Source organism: Paenibacillus sp. FSL M8-0334 (genome assembly GCF_038000405.1).
Classification (GTDB): domain Bacteria; phylum Bacillota; class Bacilli; order Paenibacillales; family Paenibacillaceae; genus Paenibacillus_AQ; species Paenibacillus_AQ campinasensis.
In genome coordinates this window covers 1,657,175-1,675,133 of the sequence record NZ_JBBOCH010000002.1, presented here as the reverse complement: position 1 = coordinate 1,675,133, position 17,959 = coordinate 1,657,175, and the positions used below count along the sequence as shown (strand labels likewise).

The 17,959-nt window shown below is 53.1% G+C and carries 17 protein-coding genes; 1 reads left to right on the top strand and 16 read right to left on the bottom strand.

Going from position 1 to position 17,959, the window contains the following annotated elements; all coding sequences use genetic code 11:
• Positions 1 to 19: 19 nt before the first annotated feature.
• From MKX64_RS21770 to MKX64_RS21715, 12 genes are all read right to left on the bottom strand, one after another.
• Positions 20 to 1,978, bottom strand: a complete 1,959-nt coding sequence (locus MKX64_RS21770) for a VWA domain-containing protein (protein WP_341037387.1) — start codon at positions 1,976 to 1,978, stop codon at positions 20 to 22.
• Positions 1,975 to 2,907 (bottom strand): ATP-binding protein, encoded by a 933-nt coding sequence (locus tag MKX64_RS21765; protein ID WP_218832015.1) that lies wholly within the window; start codon positions 2,905 to 2,907, stop codon positions 1,975 to 1,977. The genes MKX64_RS21770 and MKX64_RS21765 overlap by 4 nt, the downstream gene beginning before the upstream one ends.
• A gap of 13 nt (positions 2,908 to 2,920) precedes the next feature.
• A complete protein-coding gene (locus tag MKX64_RS21760; RefSeq protein ID WP_095265202.1) occupies positions 2,921 to 3,706 on the bottom strand; it encodes an ABC transporter ATP-binding protein in 786 nt (261 codons plus the stop codon).
• On the bottom strand, positions 3,703 to 4,692 hold the full coding sequence (locus tag MKX64_RS21755) for a FecCD family ABC transporter permease (protein ID WP_341037382.1): 990 nt from the start codon (positions 4,690 to 4,692) through the stop codon (positions 3,703 to 3,705). The genes MKX64_RS21760 and MKX64_RS21755 overlap by 4 nt, the downstream gene beginning before the upstream one ends.
• On the bottom strand, positions 4,682 to 5,743 hold the full coding sequence (locus MKX64_RS21750; RefSeq protein ID WP_095265204.1) for an ABC transporter substrate-binding protein: 1,062 nt from the start codon (positions 5,741 to 5,743) through the stop codon (positions 4,682 to 4,684). The genes MKX64_RS21755 and MKX64_RS21750 overlap by 11 nt, the downstream gene beginning before the upstream one ends.
• A gap of 98 nt (positions 5,744 to 5,841) precedes the next feature.
• Complete coding sequence (gene rpsN / locus MKX64_RS21745; RefSeq protein ID WP_341037380.1) at positions 5,842 to 6,111, bottom strand: 30S ribosomal protein S14; 270 nt, start codon at positions 6,109 to 6,111, stop codon at positions 5,842 to 5,844.
• A 31-nt stretch (positions 6,112 to 6,142) separates the two neighbouring features.
• A complete protein-coding gene (locus MKX64_RS21740) occupies positions 6,143 to 7,420 on the bottom strand; it encodes a metal ABC transporter substrate-binding protein (RefSeq protein ID WP_095397238.1) in 1,278 nt (425 codons plus the stop codon).
• Positions 7,407 to 8,267, bottom strand: coding sequence for a metal ABC transporter permease (locus tag MKX64_RS21735; protein ID WP_095265207.1), 861 nt, complete (start codon positions 8,265 to 8,267; stop codon positions 7,407 to 7,409). The genes MKX64_RS21740 and MKX64_RS21735 overlap by 14 nt, the downstream gene beginning before the upstream one ends.
• Positions 8,213 to 8,920: a metal ABC transporter ATP-binding protein gene (locus MKX64_RS21730; RefSeq protein WP_095397239.1), complete on the bottom strand. Its 708-nt coding sequence runs from the start codon at positions 8,918 to 8,920 to the stop codon at positions 8,213 to 8,215. Before MKX64_RS21730 ends, MKX64_RS21735 begins: the two co-directional genes overlap by 55 nt.
• A gap of 170 nt (positions 8,921 to 9,090) precedes the next feature.
• Positions 9,091 to 9,240: a 50S ribosomal protein L33 gene (rpmG, locus tag MKX64_RS21725; RefSeq protein ID WP_095265209.1), complete on the bottom strand. Its 150-nt coding sequence runs from the start codon at positions 9,238 to 9,240 to the stop codon at positions 9,091 to 9,093.
• Positions 9,241 to 9,512: 272 nt separating this feature from the next.
• Positions 9,513 to 9,935: a Fur family transcriptional regulator gene (locus MKX64_RS21720; RefSeq protein WP_095265210.1), complete on the bottom strand. Its 423-nt coding sequence runs from the start codon at positions 9,933 to 9,935 to the stop codon at positions 9,513 to 9,515.
• Between the two features lie 327 nt (positions 9,936 to 10,262).
• Entirely contained in the window at positions 10,263 to 10,823 is a 561-nt protein-coding gene (locus MKX64_RS21715) for a GNAT family N-acetyltransferase (RefSeq protein ID WP_095265211.1), read from the bottom strand.
• A 251-nt stretch (positions 10,824 to 11,074) separates the two neighbouring features.
• On the opposite strand from MKX64_RS21715, the gene MKX64_RS21710 reads away from it, so the two are divergent.
• The gene (locus MKX64_RS21710; RefSeq protein ID WP_196426430.1) at positions 11,075 to 11,716 is read left to right on the top strand and encodes an HAD family hydrolase; all 642 of its coding nucleotides are present in this window, start codon (positions 11,075 to 11,077) and stop codon (positions 11,714 to 11,716) included.
• A gap of 297 nt (positions 11,717 to 12,013) precedes the next feature.
• Here the strand turns inward: MKX64_RS21710 and MKX64_RS21705 are convergent, their stop codons facing one another.
• From MKX64_RS21705 to MKX64_RS21690, 4 genes are all read right to left on the bottom strand, one after another.
• The gene (locus MKX64_RS21705; protein WP_341037821.1) at positions 12,014 to 13,132 is read right to left on the bottom strand and encodes a sugar ABC transporter permease; all 1,119 of its coding nucleotides are present in this window, start codon (positions 13,130 to 13,132) and stop codon (positions 12,014 to 12,016) included.
• Between the two features lie 119 nt (positions 13,133 to 13,251).
• On the bottom strand, positions 13,252 to 14,772 hold the full coding sequence (locus MKX64_RS21700) for a sugar ABC transporter ATP-binding protein (protein ID WP_095397240.1): 1,521 nt from the start codon (positions 14,770 to 14,772) through the stop codon (positions 13,252 to 13,254).
• 100 nt (positions 14,773 to 14,872) lie between these two features.
• The gene (locus tag MKX64_RS21695; protein ID WP_413773613.1) at positions 14,873 to 15,937 is read right to left on the bottom strand and encodes a sugar ABC transporter substrate-binding protein; all 1,065 of its coding nucleotides are present in this window, start codon (positions 15,935 to 15,937) and stop codon (positions 14,873 to 14,875) included.
• A gap of 900 nt (positions 15,938 to 16,837) precedes the next feature.
• Positions 16,838 to 17,956, bottom strand: coding sequence for a sugar ABC transporter substrate-binding protein (locus tag MKX64_RS21690; protein WP_244908152.1), 1,119 nt, complete (start codon positions 17,954 to 17,956; stop codon positions 16,838 to 16,840).
• Positions 17,957 to 17,959 lie beyond the last annotated feature (3 nt).

Below are 17,959 nucleotides of genomic sequence, written 5' to 3'. Positions count from 1 at the left end.
GATGTGAAGCGGTACCCGGTCATCGCTTGGTCAGACGAACTGCGGTAGCTACGCCTTCCTCGTCCATATTCTCAAGCTTCCTGTATGCAGCACCCAGCGCTTGCGCCAGCTCTTTCGAGCGTCCCAATTTGACAAATCCCTGTTCCGTGTCCAGCACGAGACATGGAATTCCGGAAGCGCGAATAGGCTCGGCAGCACTGAGGCACTCCTTCCAGACGTCGGCATAGGAAGTAAGACCGCTTGGACTTTCATTGGCCCGGCCATCAGTGACAAGAATGATCATCGGCAGCGTGTCATTGTTTCTGCGCTTCTCCAGCTCCAGCGTTTGGTAAGCTTTGACAAGCCCGGCTGTCAGCGGTGTCTTTCCGCCCGTAGGGATGTCCCGCAAATGCTTGGATGCTGCATCAACACTGCGCGTAATCGGGAGCACATACTCGGCTTCTCCTTTTCGAAAGGCAATCATGCCGATATGGTCCCGCTTAACGTAGGCATCCTGAAGGAGGGACAGAATGCCGCCCTTTACAGCGGCCATTCGTTTCCGAGCTGCCATCGAGCCGCTGGCGTCCACCACGAACAGCAGCGAGGCGCCCACGCTGCTTTCTTTTTTCTTCTGACGCAAATCTCCGGGCTCGATTGCGAACGCAAGCCCGTCCCTCTTCTCGCGAATCGTCTGGAAGGGAGCAGCTGCACGAATCGTAGCATCAAAAGCGACATCTGCCTGCACCTTTCGGTGCGGAGTCACAGCACCTACGACACGTCCTTTATTCATGTTGGCATGGGCTCGCCCCCTTTTGCCCAGTCCTCCATCAGCCATCTTCCGCCGAAGATTATAATCCAGGGGCTGAAGCCGGAAACCGTCGTCCGGAAGGATGATCCGGTCTTCTGAAGCGGATAAGCGCTGCCCTTCCTCATCCTCATCCCTGGACGCAGAAGGGTCTGAAGCCGGACTGGATGTGGTTGTCATTCGGCCGGAGCCGCTCGCCGCGTGATCCGGGGAGCCGTCTGGGGAACGTGAATCGCGTGAGGTATCATCCTCCGGCGAATGGCCTGGCTGCTCTGCGGAATCTGGAGCTGCCGGAGAATGGTCTGCAGCACGAGACTCATCAGCTACTGCACTCATGCGATGAGGCAGCACACACTCCGCAATTTCTCGAATGTCGGAAGAAGTGACCTCCCCTCGTTCATCCCAGGCTGCCGCCGCTCTAGCACCTTCAATAAGAGCCAGCTCGGCCCGGGAGCTGGCAATGCCCGCTTCCTTGGCGATGGAAGCCGCCAATTGGAGCATTGACGCCCCCACCTTAATGCGGGGCAGCGTGCGCGCTGCGGCCTCCATTCGTTGCCGAAGCGCTTCATCCTGTGCCCGATACCGGTGTACAAACGCATCCGGATCGCGCTCATATTGAAGCTGACGGCGAATGATCTCGACTCTGGACGTCAAGGATTCGGCTGTATCCAATGCGATGCCATAACCGAAATGGTCCAGAATGGGAGAAGGTATCCCTCCTTCTTCCGCATCCATTGCTGCAAGAAGCATAAAGCGGCTGCTTCGGACGGCAGATATCCCTTCTCTATGCAAATGAATGACACCCATGCTGAAAGCACGAACGATTTCCTTGATGATGGTTTCCGGCAGCAGATTCAGATGATCCGTGAGGAGCAGCTGTCCGTCAGCTTCCGCGAGCAACCCAGGCTGGTGAGTCATCGTTCTGCCTTGTACAATGGCGGCTGCATCCCATGCACCAAGAAGGCGGTCTGCGGTCACATTTGCGGGTACGGATATGCTTCTTCGGGTTCCCAGAAGAGCAGCTGCCCCGCGCAAAAGCAAGCTTTTGCCTGCACCGGGAGAACCGCTGAGAAGAACGCCGCCGCTAGCCGGATTTATGAAATAGAGCAGGATCGCCCGTTTCGCCCTCTCCTGTCCTACTATAGCGCTAAACGGATACACGGGAGCGGCATGCATCAGCTCCTTCGCCTTCATCTTGCCTGTACCGATCCTGCTGAATTTAGTACGCCTTGCAGCTTCTGCTCCATGCCGCCGGCCTCTTCAAACGGCTTCCTCCGCATGCGGTGAGGCAGGACGAGATAAGCGGCTTCCTGCATATGAGCAGGATTGACAGTTTCTTGTCCATGCCAGGCCGCTAGCGTTGCAGCCGTTTTGATCAGGGTGATGTCCGATCGGTGGCCTTCCACCTCTAGGGCGATGCCAATGCTTGCAGCCAGTTCGAGCATATCGTCTGGTATCCGAACCTGATCCAGCCGATTCCGGGCCTGAAGGATCTGGTTCAGCATCTGTTCCTGCTCTAACGCGTATTGCTTTACAAATGCGCCAGGATCACGCTCATAATCCATTCGTCTTCGAATCACCTGCGCGCGCTCCTGAACATCCCGTTCACCGCCAATCTCAACAGAGAGACCAAATCGGTCGAGAAGCTGCGGACGCAGGTCCCCCTCTTCCGGATTCATCGTCCCCACCAAGATGAAGCGAGATGGGTGCGAATAAGAGATGCCTTCCCGCTCCACCGTATTGACTCCCATCGCAGCTGCGTCCAACAGGACATCCACGATATGGTCGTCCAGCAGATTAATTTCATCAATATACAAAATGTGGCCGTCCGCCGCAGCCAGTAATCCGGGCTCAAATTTCTTTTCCCCCGTTTTGATTGCATGCTCAATGTCCAGCGCTCCGACCACACGATCTTCCGTTGCACTGACGGGCAGATTAACGACATTCAGATTAGGTACAAGGCCTGCTAAAGCGCGGACCGTGGTGGACTTGGCTGTTCCTTTCTCACCTCGAATCAGCACGCCTCCTAACCTCGGATTAATGACATTCAGAATGAGTGCCAGCTTCATGCGTGTCTGACCTACAATAGCCGTAAAAGGATATTGCTGCTGTATATGCTCCACTGCGTTCCTCTCCTTATTTCTGTATTAAACCCGTAATCCGGCAGATCGGCTTCCCGTGCTCCGGCGCAGCCTCAATATGTGCCTTCACGCCAAAGACGCGGCCAAGCAGATCTGGTGTCAGCACTTCGGTTGGAGATCCGAAGCCCTCGATCTCTCCTGATCTCATAGCTAGAATATAGTCCGAATAGACTGACGCATGATTCATATCATGCAGCACCATGATCACCGTCATCTTAAATTGTTGATTCAGTTCTCGAACCAATTCTAGAATCTCCAGCTGATGGGCAATATCCAGATACGTGGTCGGCTCATCCAGAAGCAGCAGTTCCGGCTGCTGCGCCAGCGCCATTGCAATCCAGGCCCGCTGTCTCTCTCCGCCTGAGAGCGTGTGCAGCAAACGATCCCCATAAGTGGTTAACCCTGTTGCCTCCAGCGCCCAATCTGCAATCTCCCGATCCTTCGCACTAACGCGGTTCCAATAAGGCTGATGCGGTGTTCTTCCATACCCCACCAACTCCTTGACCGTAACTTCGATCTGCTCTTGGGTTTGAGCCATATATGATAACTGCCTGGCCACTTGCTTACCGCTTAGACTGGACATCGCCTTGCCATCCAGGAGCACCTGACCAGCCGCCGGTTTCAGCTGCCGGGCCAGCGCCTTCAGCAGCGTGCTCTTCCCGCAGCCATTCGGCCCAATGATGCTGTACACCGCCCCCGCCTCAAAGGCGATGTTCAAATGTTGAATAATGATTCTGTCACTATACTTGAGCGATAGACGATCGGTCTCCAAGCGATTCATGCTCTCTTCCTCCTTAACAGATACAGGAAAAAAGGCGCTCCAATCGCCCCCATTATGATTCCAACCGGCAGCTCGATCGGCGAGAACATAATTCTTGCCAGCGTGTCGCAGAACGTCAGCACCGCAGCCCCTAACAGGGCCGAAGATGGGATAAGCATCCGGTAATCAGAGCCGACTAAGAGCTTGGCGATATGTGGAATGACCAGACCGACGAATCCCAGCAAGCCCGCAATGCTGACAGCACTGGCCGCAAGCAGCGTAGCGGTTGCCGTGATCAACAAGCGTGACAGCTCCACCCGGGTCCCCAGATTGCGTGCATTCACATCACCCAGCATCATAATGTTCATTTGCTTGGAGAACATCATCGCCAGACCAAGGCCGATGATCGAATATGGCAGAATGATGGCGAGGTCTGGCCAGCTTTTGGCCGCGAGACCTCCAACCATAAAGATAAGGGCGCCATGTACCCGATCGCTGTAAAAAGTAAGCATTGCCGAGATGCCGGCCCCCAAGAAAGCAGAGACGGCGACGCCCGCCAGAACGATCCTGAGCGGACTGACACCGTCTTTCCAGGCCAGTAAATAGATAATAAAAGCAGCAAGAGTCGCACCAACAAAAGCTGCTGGGGTCAAAAGGTAATCATACTGGGGTACAACGACAAGCAGAAAAATTCCGAATAACCCCGCTCCGCTGGAGACCCCGATAATGTGTGGGTCTGCCAGCTGATTGCGCATGACTCCTTGCAGCAGCGCGCCGGAGACGGCCAGGTTCGCGCCAACAACCATCGCCACCAGTGTCCGCGGCAGACGGATATTCCAGATAATATCCCGATGCATACCAGACAGATCATACTGCAGGATGCTGTTTACGATATCTCGCAGCGGTACCATAACAGCCCCGGTCGAGATGCTGAATAAACATGCTGCCATGGCAGCTGCCGTAAACAGTATCAGCATGGATACACGCCGGATGGACTTATTGAGCATCACCAAAGAGCTCCGGATACACCATGGACGCTAAATACGTCAGAGATTCATCATATTGAAGCCCCGGGTTGGTCAAGAACAGGTCGGACGGAACAAGGATGACACGCTGTTCCCTAACCGCCCTGATGGACGCCCAGGCTGGGTTGCCTTCCAGTTCTTCCTGGATCTTTTGCTCACCAGCAGCCCGCTGCCCATGAATGATGAGAAAGATATAATCGGGGTCCTGCTGGACCAGCGTCTCCATGCTGTATGGTGTCGTTGTCGGACTGTTCGGAGATGGTTCTAGCGTCTCGGCTGCATTGGTCAAGCCGAGCATTTTCGCAATTTCAAGCCCGGTCGTGCCATTCTTCTGAATGGAGATCCCGCCTGGTGTAACATTCAGGTTGATGAAGGTGCGCTTCTCCTTCGGCAATTGAGCCAATACAGCGTCCACCCTCTCGTCCAATGCTTTCAGCTTCTCTGGCAGCTGGTCTTCTGTGCCGGCGATTTTCGCCATCCACTCAGCCTTGGATTTCATGTCCTCATAGCTGGACAGGCTCATCAAAGCGACCGGAATCTCGCTGCTCTCCAGCGCTTGAATCAGATCTTTGTGAAACCGAGTCTGACCGATGACAAGATCCGGCCTTAGCGCCACCACTTGCTCAAGATTGATCTGACTGACTGTACCGACAGAGGTGATCGATTCTGCCTCACCCGGAATGGATACGCCGGTAGCATCCATCCGACCCACTGCCTTGCCGCCAACGGCATATAACAGATCCAAGTACTCGGGTGAGAGGACGACAATACGCTCAGGCTGATGCTGAAGTGTTATGGTGCGGTCTGCCGCATCCTGAAACGTCATGAACGGTCCCTCAGCCGTTGTTGAATCCGATTCGGAGAGCTCCGGAGAAGCTTCATTGTGCGTTTCTGGAGAGCTGTCATTTAATCCCGAAGTGGCTGGGCTTTCACTGCCTCCACATGCCGACATCATGATCGCGAAGCACACGAGAAGTATAATTACGGCTGTGAGGTAAGATTTCTTCTTTTGCTGATGAGTTCGTATAAACATGGACCTGTTCTCCCCCTGAGATGTATGCTTTTAAACCCAAATCACGGATTCTGGCGCACTATAGTGATGTAAAAATTACGATTTAATGCAATGTTTCTTTACCAGCTTGCCTTTTTCACGCCCGGAATGTGCCCTTTATGAGCCAGTTCACGGAACACGATTCGAGACACGCCGAATTTGCTGATGTAACCTCTCGGTCTGCCGCTGACGGCGCATCGATTGTGAAGCCTTGTCGGTGACGAATCCCGGGGAAGCTTTTGCAGGGCGGCATAATCGCCTTGATCGATCAAGGCTCTGCGTTTCGCTGCATACTTAGCTACCAACTGCTGACGTTTCTCCTCTTTCGCTACTTTTGATTTTTTGGCCAATGTAGGGTAACAACTCCTTTTCTTATTTTGATTATTCGTTCAAGGCGGTCTTCAGCGCCTCCAGATTCTGACGCATGATGGAAATGTAGTCGAGATTGGCCGCGATGTCCTCTTGCGTCAATCCTTCGATTGGATTGAGCACGGAAGTCGAAGCGCCGATCTCCGCCGCAATCGCTTCTGCCACTTTAGAGGACACAAGCGTTTCGAAGAAAATGGTCTTCACTTCATGTTCCTTCGCAAATTCAATCACGCTCGCCATTTGGGCAGCGGATGGCTCTTGATCGGGAGACAGACCCGCAATCGGAACTTGAGTCAGGCCATACTCTCTCGCTAAATATCCAAATGCGGAATGCTGGGTAATAAAGTCCTTGCGTTTGGAATCCTTCAAGCCATCCCGAAACTCCTGATCCAGTGCCTCCAGCTTGCTGATGTAAGCGTCAGCGTTTGCTTTGAAAGCTTCCTTATGCTCCGGAGCTGCTGCGGACAATCCTGCTTCGATGTTGCGCACCTGCTCGATCGCCAGAACGGGTGAGAGCCATACATGCGGGTCTAATCCACCATGATCATGGTGATGATGTCCGCTCTCTCCGCCATGGTCATGCTCGTCGTGGCTGTCCTCGCCTTCATGCTCATGGTCATGCGCATGCTCGTCATGGCTGTGCTCACCTTCATGATCATGATCATGCGCGTGCTCCTCATGGCTGTGCTCACCCTCATGGTCATGGTCATGCGCATGCTCGTCATGGCTGTGCTCGCCTTCGTGGTCATGATCATGTGCGTGCTCCTCGTGGCTGTGCTCGCCCTCATGGTCATGATCATGTGCGTGCTCCTCATGGCTGTGCTCACCCTCATGATCATGATCATGACCGTGGTTGTGGGAATGTCCCCCGTCCGGATCTTCAATAATTTCAAGCCCCTTACTTGCCTCAATCACGGTCAGGTCACTGGCGTTGATGCTGCCGAGTACCTGGTCAATCCAGCCTTCCATGCCAGCACCGTTGTATACAAGTACATCTGCTTCTGCAATTCCTGCCATATCCTGAGGAGTCGGCTCCCAATCATGCGGTTCAACGCCCGCTGGAACCAAATTCTCTACCTCTGCCAAATCGCCCGCTACCTGACGGGTGAATTCGTACATCGGGTAGAAGCTTGTTTTAATTTTCAACGGTGAGGATGCGGCTGTAGTCTCTGACGGATGATCGGTAGAAGGATTGTTCCCCTCACTTGCCGATTTACCTGTACCGCAGCCAGCAATCGCCAGCACAGCGGATAAGGATAAAGCGGTGATTGTTCGCTTAAAGCTTTTCATATGCATTGTACCTCCGATATTGATTTAATTTTTGATTGCGATGTTGGATACCAAGCAGTTTCTGGACGATTACTGCTGCAACAAGGAATGCTAATAAAATCAGTGCAATGGTCGCTCCCGGGGGCGTATTTAAATAATAGGAAGCGGTGAGCCCCGAGAAAACACCGCATAGACCAACAGCAACGGCAATCACAGCTGCCGCGAGAAAGCCAGATGCCAGCCGAAGCGCTATGGAGGCGGGCAATACGATCAGCGCCGACACAAGAAGCACCCCCACAATCGGCATGGCAGCCGCTACCGTCATTCCGGTAAAAACAGCAAACATAAATGAGAGCAGCGAGACCGGCGTTCCGGATACGAAAGCCGTCTCCTCATCAAAAGCAAATTGATAGAGCGGTCTACGCAGACCGATGAAAAACAGCACTCCGGCCATAGCGACGATCGCAATCAGCCGAAGCTGGGTATCACTGACGGCAACAATCGAGCCGAAGAGGTAGGCGCTGAAGCTTTTGCTTAGATTAGGGCTAAAGCTCATCAGAACAACCGCAATCGCCAGCCCCGAGGTCAACATAATAGCCACCGGAACCTCGCTATATGTACGGTAAACCCTTCGCAGCTGCTCAATGATCAGTGCCCCCAGAACAGCCACGGCGAACCCGGTTAGAACTGGATTCAGATTCATGAGCGAGCCCAGCGCCACCCCTGCCAGCGACACATGAGAGAGCGTATCCGCCATCAATGCCTGCCGTCTCAGCATCAGGAACAGACCAAGTACAGGACCGATAATGCCGATCAGGCCTCCTGCGATAAAGGCCCGCTGCATGAATTCGTAACCGAGCATTGCCATCCCCCATTCTCCTTTCGCTCCAGGCGGACGATACGATCCACATAGGGATCGATTTCTTCCAAGGAATGGGTGACCATGATCACCGTCTTGCCCTGCTCCTTAACATAACCGCTGAGCAGCCTGTATAGATCCGCACGGCTGGCCGCGTCCAGCCCGGTGGTAGGCTCGTCGAGAATAAGCACATGCGGCTCTTGGGCCAGCGCTCTGGCCATGCATATCCGCTGCTTCTGGCCTCCTGACAATTCCCCGATCCTGCGGTTGCGATACTCCCACATGCCGACTTCCTTCAGGCTCCGTTCCACCATTTCATGATCTCTCGCCGTAAACCGTCGAAACCATCCAAGTCGGTTGTAACGTCCTGAACGGACAAGCTCAATGACTTTACTTGGAAATCCTGCATTAAAAGACGCAACCTGCTGCGGTACGTATCCAACCGACAATTTCGTCCCGTCCTCCAGCACACGCGTAAATCGGGCAGTCCCGCGCCATGGCTTGATTAAGCCGAGCATCAATTTGAGCATCGTCGATTTGGCCGCGCCATTGGGACCCGAGATGGCAGTGAATTGACCGGCATAGATATCCAGCGTCAAATTCTCAATGACCGCTTCATCTCCGTAACCAAACACGACGCCCTGCATGGAAGACAAAATCATCCCTCCTCCCCCTTTCGCAAATTTCAAAACAAACCAACGACATCAACATGTAAAAATTACGATCTAAGCTTAATTTTTAAAGCGACTCTTCTCGTCACTCGCCTATCTAATATCTAAGACGAAGCATGAATCGCATGAACGCTGATTTCCCCGCGGCTGATTGAAGCAGCTTACCGGGTTTCACGGTGCAGCGTATATCTTTTTAAGCGAGGACAATATTTGCGCATTTCCAGACGTTCAGGATGCGTTCTCTTATTCTTGGTTGTTGTGTAATTGCGATCCCCAGTTTCGGTGCATGCCAAAGTAACAATCACTCTCATCTCTGTTCCATCTCCTTTTATTCGTAACCATTACGATTAATATCATGTATGAATATAGGCAATAATCGCTAATCTGTCAACAACTGATTTTCTACAACCATTCAAAATTTCAAATATTCTGGATGCAAACCAAGTGTACTTTCCCAAGCAAAGGATACATGGACGCTCTTCTCGATCGGACAAATACAAAACCGCGCACGGTCCCATGCGCGGTTTCCTTTGGTCGTATTTAATTATTAACTTAACCGAGCCCAAGGATTCGGCTGATCATGCTACTGACATTGATCACATAATCCATAAATTTCGAAACGATGATTGGAAATTTTGAAATTCGCAGGCAGGTCAATAGACTGGTCCATCGGGCAGTAATCAAGAGGCAGCGTTTTCTCACAACTCAGACATATCAAGTGATGATGGTGATGTGTGGAGCAGCAGCCTTTAAATTTCAAGCCGCCATCCAAAAAGTAGTACTGCTCCAGAACCCCCATCTCACTAAGCAGCCGCAAATTCCGATATACGGTATCAAAGCTGACGCTCGGATACTGCTGCTTCATTTTGTCATACACATCTTTTGGGGACAAATACCCTTCATCATCTGTAAAAATCTGGGCCAGCGTTCTCCGCTGGTCGGTGACACGCAGCCCGTTTCTCGACATCGCGTCCGTAATCTGGTGGATTCGTTCGGATTTATTCATCACGTTTAACCCCTTTTCGGTTTCCGTAAGGCATTTCACACCGCTTAAGCAACTCAAATCTGCTTTACTGACAAAAACATTATTTATTATACAATAAACCACATAAGAGTTTAAACTCAAACCGGTGTATGTCCCCTCGTCCTGGCATGGCATGCTTCTGTTCAAGGCTGAAAAAAACAAGCTCATATTCCCCTGGTGATCATTTCTACAAATCGATTGACAGAACAAGAACCTGTCCCGCTTCGGCATACAAAAAAATCCCACCGCATCAACGATTCGGTGAGATTTCCTCAGCAAAGCAGCCCGGCTACGATCCGGTGGATGACTTCACATGGTTTGCTGTCTTGCAACGTACTCATCTCTTAACAGACCATAGTAAATCAGGTCTTCATAATGCTCCCCCTTGCGCGCATGCTGTCTCAGGGTGCCCTCGTACTGCATGCCGATCTTCTCCATGACCCGGCCGGATGCCGGATTTTTGCCAAAATAACGCGCAAAGATCTTATTCAAGTCGAGCTTTTCAAACCCGTATTGGATCATGCCCTTCGCCGCTTCCGTACAATAGCCGTTATTGTTGTACTTTCTGCCGACCCAGTAGGCCAGCTCCCCAAGATTGAAGTTCCGGTGGATGCCGAGGCTGATCGCACCGATAACATATTGTTCTTCCTTATGTACAATCGCCAGCTCAAGGGAGCGCCCGGCGGCAAAGTTGTCCGCATGCGTTCCGATCCATCGTTCAGCCACCCCGTCCCCATAAGGATGAGGAATATACAGTGTCATGTCCGCGATGAACGGATCGCCTGCCAGTTGTTGCACAACCGGGGCGTCCTCCAGCCGGAACGGTCGCAGCAGCAGTCGGTCTAACGGAATGGTTGGCAATGGTCTCATCGTTACTCTCTCCCTTTGTCTGTGTGGTATTCATCCTGATCCGTCTTGCTCACAAGTTTTATCGACCATTATATTCCACAGACCGGGGCTTGGCAATACCAATAACACCATGTGCAAGGGGAAAGGAAAATCGCCCCAGCGCGGATGTCATGATAAACTAGAAGGGAATGGATGCTAACCTGCGATATCGATAAAGGATGACCCTGTATGCAGGTTCGGCAGAACGCACACACAAGAGAGGAGCATGTCGTGTGAAATGTATCATTTTTGATCTCGATGGCACGCTGGGAAATACATTGCCTTTATGCATTGCCGCTTTCAAAGCATCGATAGAGCCGCTTGCAGGCCGGTCGCTCACTGATCAGGAGATTATCGCAACCTTCGGCCCTTCCGAGGAGGGAACTGTGCAAGCCTTGATTCCTGATCACTACGATCAGGGCGTTGAGGATTATCTTAAAGCTTATCGCGAGCTGCATCACATGTGCCCGGCTCCCTTTCCGGGCATCGCCGCATTGCTGGATCAGGCGCAAGCGACTCAGGTTGCCCTCGCGCTCGTTACGGGCAAAGGCGCCCGCAGCACCGAAATTACACTGGATCTCTTCGGCATACGCTCGTATTTTCGCGTGATCGAAACCGGTTCTCCGCAGGGACCGCGAAAAGTGGAGGGAATCCAGCATGTGCTGCAGCAGCTTGATGTGAAACCCGAAGATGCGCTCTATGTAGGCGATACCCCAAGCGACATCGAGTCGTCCAGAACTGCCGGTATTCCGGTAGCGGCCGCTGCCTGGGCTGACACCTCCGATGCGGAGCTGCTGCGGTCGTATCACCCGGATCAGCTGTTCACGACAATTGACGATTTCAAGCAGTACATCGAAACCTGGGCTCGCGCTTAGCATAGCGTACAGGCTTCAGTTCAATAGCTGCCGTCATATGCTGTTCGCAACATAAGATTATTACCTAAATCCGTTAGTTAAGACCCTCCATCTGCGATAAATTGATCTACCCTTCCCGCGCATGCACAGCCCCAAACATCCGCACATGCCCATCCGATGATTTCTAATCATCGATATGCCAGGGGAAGGCAGATCATGAAGACGAATTACGCTGCATGCCAAAAAGCGCTGCACGGCAAGCCTCGGCTTGCCATACAGCGCCTGTCCCCAATTCCATATCGTGCTTCAATCATGCCATCAGGCTCTCTTCTTCCTCGTCATCACGTCAAAAATGACTGCCGCCGCGAGCACCCCGCCCCGGATCATATATTGATACGATACGCCGACCCCCAGCAGGTTCATCCCGCTCGTCAGCGAGGCCATCACAATCGCCCCGATAATCGCGCCGGTCACTTTACCTACGCCACCTGCAGAGGATACGCCGCCAACATAAGCGGCCGCAATCGCATCAAGCTCAAACAATGTGCCTGCCGTCGTTGTAGCCGACTGCAGCCGGGCGGTGAACAGGATACCGGAAAGCGCGGACAGCATGCCCATTGATCCGAAGACGATGTACGTGATCTTCTTGACGTTGATCCCGCTCAGATGCGCAGCCTCTGGATTGCTTCCAACGGCGTAGATATGACGTCCGAGCACCGTTTTGGTCGTAAGGAAATGATAGATCAGAACGACCAGCAGCATAATCACTACCGTCCAGGAGAAGCCGTTGTATCCAGCCAGAATCCACGTAATATAACCGATGATCGCGGAGATAAAGATAAGCTTCAAGGCGAATATCGGCCCCGAGATTACCTCGAACTGGTACTTGATTTTGTTGCGGCGGTTGGCCATTTCACTCAGCACATACAGTACAATGCACAGTAACCCGAGTATCAAGGACAGAATATGAAGGCCGTTCACCTCGAACAGATCCGGAATAAAGCCGTTGCCAATCGCGTTGAACCGTTCATCGCTCACAATAATGGTTCCCGTCTTCTCCGTCATTTGCAGCAGCGCTCCCCGGAAGACGAGCATGCCTGCCAAAGTGGCCACAAATGAAGGGATGCCGATTTTCGCGACAAGCACACCGTTGATCAGGCCAAGACCCATCCCCAGCACAAGAATGACCGGAATCGTGATATAGACCGGAACGCCGAGCTGCGTCAGCATAATGGCTGCGATCGCCCCGAGAAATCCGGCGGCAAAGCCAACGGATAAGTCAATTTGCCGGATGACAATAACGAGGGTCATCCCGACGGCCAGCACCGCGATATACCCTGTTGCATCCAGCAGGTTACTGATATTGCGGGAGGACATGAACAGCCCATCTGTCAAAATGCTGAAGGTGAGCAAAATGACAAACAAAGCGATGTACATGCCGTATTCCCGTATGTTCTCCTTGATTAGAGTCCGGGCTTCCTGTAGAAGGCCCTGCCCCTCCTGCCGCGCTGACGCATTGCGCTTAGGCGCTTGATTCAGTTCCATAGGTACTCCTCCTATTGTGTAGCCAGCTGCATAATATTTTCCTGATTCGCCTGATCGGCCGGCAGCTCTCCCTTGATCTTGCCGCCCGCCATTACATAGATGCGGTCGCTCATTCCAAGCACTTCACCAAGCTCAGACGAAATCATAATGATGCTCATTCCCCGAGCAATCAGCTCGTTCATGATCGAGTAGATTTCGAATTTGGCGCCGACATCAATGCCTCTTGTCGGTTCGTCCAATATGAGCAGCTTCGGTTCCGTGAACAGCCATTTGCCAATGGATACCTTCTGCTGGTTCCCTCCGCTCAGCTTGCCGACCAGCTGCTCCACCGAGGGGGCCTTGATCACCATCGATTGCTTGTATTCCAGGGCCTGCTTTACTTCTTCATTGTGGTTGATCAGACCCTTGCTGGAGATGGCACGTAGATGCGCGGCCGTAATATTGGACTTGATATCCTGTGCCAGAAACAGCCCATTCCCTTTCCGGTCCTCGGTCACATAGGCCATGCCGGATCGGATGGCGTCGCTGGTGTGGCTGAATTTCACAGCCTTTCCTTCCAGCCGCATCTCTCCTTGCAGCCTGTATTCCTTCGGATTGCCGAACAGGCTCAAGGCCAGCTCCGTCCGGCCTGAGCCCATTAAGCCGGCGATGCCCACAATCTCGCCTTTGCGCACGTGAAGACGCACGTCTTTGGCGACATGGCGGCCAAGTCTGGGGTCATAGGCGCTCCAGTCAACCAGCTCCAGCACACGCTCCCCGAAGCTGCTAGAAGCTCTTTTCGGATAAATATCGCTCAGCTCCCGGCCCACCATATGCTTGATGATTGCATTCTCCGTAATCTCGCCTTTGTCTGCGTCCAGCGTGCAGATCGTCCGCCCGTCGCGAAGCACCGTAGCCGAATCAGCAATCGAAATGACTTCCTTCAGCTTGTGCGAGATCATGATGCAGGTGATTCCTTGATTCTTCAGCTCGCGCAGCAGCTGCAGCAAATTCTCACTGTCATCCTCGTTCAGCGCCGCCGTCGGTTCATCCAGAATGAGCAGCTTTACATCCTTGCTGAGCGCCTTCGCAATCTCCACCAGCTGCTGTTTGCCGACACCCAGATCCTTGACGAGCGTCTCCGGATTGACATCGAGCTTCACCTTCCGCAGCATCTCCTTGGATTTCACAATCGTCTGGTTCCAGTCGACCAGCTTGCCCCGCTTCACTTCATTGCCGGCAAAAATATTCTCATACACGCTCAGATCGGGAAACAGCGCCAGCTCCTGATAGATGATGACAATGCCTGCATTGACACTGTCCTTGATCGTCCGGAACCGCTGCGTCTGCCCTTCAAATACGATCTCGCCTTCATACGTGCCGTGCGGATAGACACCGCTGAGCACTTTCATCAGCGTTGATTTGCCTGCGCCGTTCTCGCCGACCAGGCAATGAATCTCGCCCTTTTTCACTTTGAAATTGACATCAGACAAGGCCTTGACCCCGATAAACTCCTTGCTGATTCTCTTCATCTCCAATATGGTCTCGCCCATCGTATAGCCTCCTTCATCCGGGCAGCTGTCTGAGGGATGACGCCGCAAGCAGGGATAGCCTCGACTATCCCTGCCCTTCACAAGCGTCTCCTTACTCAAGTTACAAGCCGGTGAATTCGCTTGCCTCGTAGTAGCCGGAATCAATCATCTCTTGCTGAACGTTGTCTTTGTGTACAACAATGACGTCAGTTTGCTTCGCTTTGACTTCGATTTTGCCATTGTTATAGGATCCGGTTGTTTCCGGGGTCTTGCCCTCCAGAATCGCCACCGCCATGTCCATCGCATCCTTGACGAGAACACGCACGTCCTTGAATACCGTCATCGACTGTTTGCCGTCAATGATGTACTGGATCGTTGCTATTTCCGCATCCTGACCGGTAATGACATAGTTCGTGACCGCGCTGTCGGAGGCGAATACGTCCGCAATGGCGCGGGCCGTGCCGTCGTTCGGCGCCAGTACAGCTACATCGCCCTTCAGATCAGCTCCGGCTGCTGTCAGATGCGTCTGCGCTTTGTTCTTTGCTTCGTTCGGATCCCAGTTCGTTGTAACCTGGCCGATAATTTTGCTCTGCTGATCCCGGGACAGCTCGGCGGTATCCTGTACCGCTACGGCTTCGCTGGAGTTGGCAATCTTGAAGGTGCCGTCAGCGATCTTCGGCTGCAGCACAGACCAAGCGCCTTTAAAGAACAGGAACGCGTTGTTGTCAGCCGCCGAGCCGGCATACAGATACAGCGGCACGCCGCTGCCGGAGGCGTTGTCTACCAGGAACTGCGCCTGTGCGGCACCGACAGCCTCACTGTCGAAGGTGACGTAGTAATCCACCGCATCGGTATTGGTGATCAGGCGGTCATAAGCGATGACCGTAATGCCTTCCTTCTTGGCCGCCTCCACGGCAGCCGCCGCCGCATCGCCGTCCTGCGGACAGATGATCAGCACCTGGATGCCTTTGTTGATCAGCGTTTCGACGTTTTCTTTTTCCTTCGCGGACGAGCCTTGGCTGAACAAAATTTCCGTGGTGTACTCCGTGCCCGACAGCGCCTCCTTGAACCGCTGTTCATCCTGAATCCACCGCGTCTCATCCTTGGTCGGGAGAACGATTCCCACCGAAATTTTCCCGCTTCCGCTCTGGCTGCATGCAGCCGTGAACATCACGGCCATGACCATGATCAGCATCATTGCAATCGGTTTCATAAGTTTTGTCATTGCCGAACCCCTCTTTCGTTATGGATAATCTAAAAGACACGTTAACTATAGCACCGGGTTTTCGCCGTTATCGTCATGATCACTAGTCTTCTTTTTAGATCATCTTGACTTTTTTGACGACAGTGCCGTGTGCGCGGGTCCGTAACGATAAGACAAACGCCCCGGTCACTCCTGCTCAGGCAGAAAGGATCGGGGCGTGGATTTGCCCATTGGGCGACACGATGGCTCGGTGGTACGACGGCTGATGGAATCATAATGGCTCGTTGGTGGTACGGTGGCTTCATGATGGCTTTGTACGATTTGTCGTACAAAGACTATGCTAAGCCCAGTGGTTACAAGTGAATTGTACGATTTATCACACAAAATTCCTCGTCCACTCATGCAAACCTCTGATTTTGTATGGAAAATCGTACAAAACCGACCATTTTGTCGAATAAAAGTGTGATTTGTACGACGAATCATACAAAACACTCATACAAATCATCTTATGCTGTTCATACAACCTCGCGGCGGACGATGCCACCCGAACAGTTATAACTTCTGGCGTATAATATTATCTCCTTAGAAAAAGGCCCCCGGTCACTCTCGAAGGAAAGAAACGCCTGACGTGGAAGCTTTAATGCATCAATCTTACCAGGCCAAATTACGAATCCCCTTACTAGTTACCTTACTAGTTACCTTGCTAATTCCCTTACTAGTTCCGTCACCTTTGCAGTCCCCATGTTCGTCCTCCAATAGGGGAGTAGGCGTCAGAGGAGAATCCGACAATGTCAAAAAGCCCGGGCTTCGCCGGGCATCCTGTAGTCATCCGATGCGGTTATGTCACAGTCCAGCGCTTCGCTTGCTGAATTATAGCCGCTTCTAACGCTTTGCGGCTGAATAGACCTCCTCCCTGCTGTGGAAACCGTCGGCAATAATCGTCTCATCGATCGTTTCCCGATTCACCGCAATCGGCGTCAGCAGCAGGGACGGAACTTCCAGCTTGCCGTTGCTCATCGTCCGGTGGATTTCCACCGGCTCGTCCTTCGCCAGCTTCACCGCCATTTCGGCCGCTGTCTGCGCCATCGACTGTATCGGCTTGTACACGGTCATCGTTTGCGTTCCCTCGACAATGCGGATCGCCGCCGTCAAGTCGGCATCCTGGCCGGCGACCGGCACTTTCCCGGCAAGCCCCCTCGCCTCAAGCTCCTTGATCACCTCATTCGCCGTAGCATCATTGGCCGCAATCACCGCGTCTATGTCATTGCCGTTGACATCGAGGGCGGTCTTAATGTTCTCTCTCGCAATGTCTGTCTTCCAGTTATGCGTCCACTCATCATAGACGACCGTAATGTCACCGCGATCGATCAGCGGCTGCAGCACGTGGAATACGCCTTTCTTCAACAGATGCGCATTGTTGTCCGTCTCGGCACCGCCGATGTAGACATATTTCCCGCGTGGAACCAGCTCCGTAATGGCCTGGGCCTGCAGTTCACCCACGCGCTCATTATCAAACGAGATGTACAGATCGACGCTGGCATTGCGGATGAGCCGGTCATAGGCGAGCACCTTAATGCCTGCCGCATGAGCCCGGTGGACAATTGCAGCCATCGCATCGGCATTATGGGGAACAACCACAAGCACATCCACTCCCCGGCTGATCAGCGTTTCCGCTTGCACAAGCTGAAGGGCGTCGTCTCCGTTCGCCGCCATCACCTCGACCTCGGCACCAAGCTTTTCGGCCTCCGCCCGGAATAAATCCCGATCCTTTAACCATCGCTCCTCCAGCAGCGTGTCCATGGAAAAGCCGATCTTCAGCCTCTCACTCCCCGCCGCAGCCTGAACGGTCCCCGGACCGGACATGCCGCTCTCCACTGGCTCATCCGGGGCGAACAGCCCGGACTTTACCGGCAGGTGGAAGGTGGTCAGCACGCAGACCACAAGCAGCCACAGGCCTGGTCGCCAAGGCATTCGCCTGGCCGCATCGAGATATCGTTTCAACTG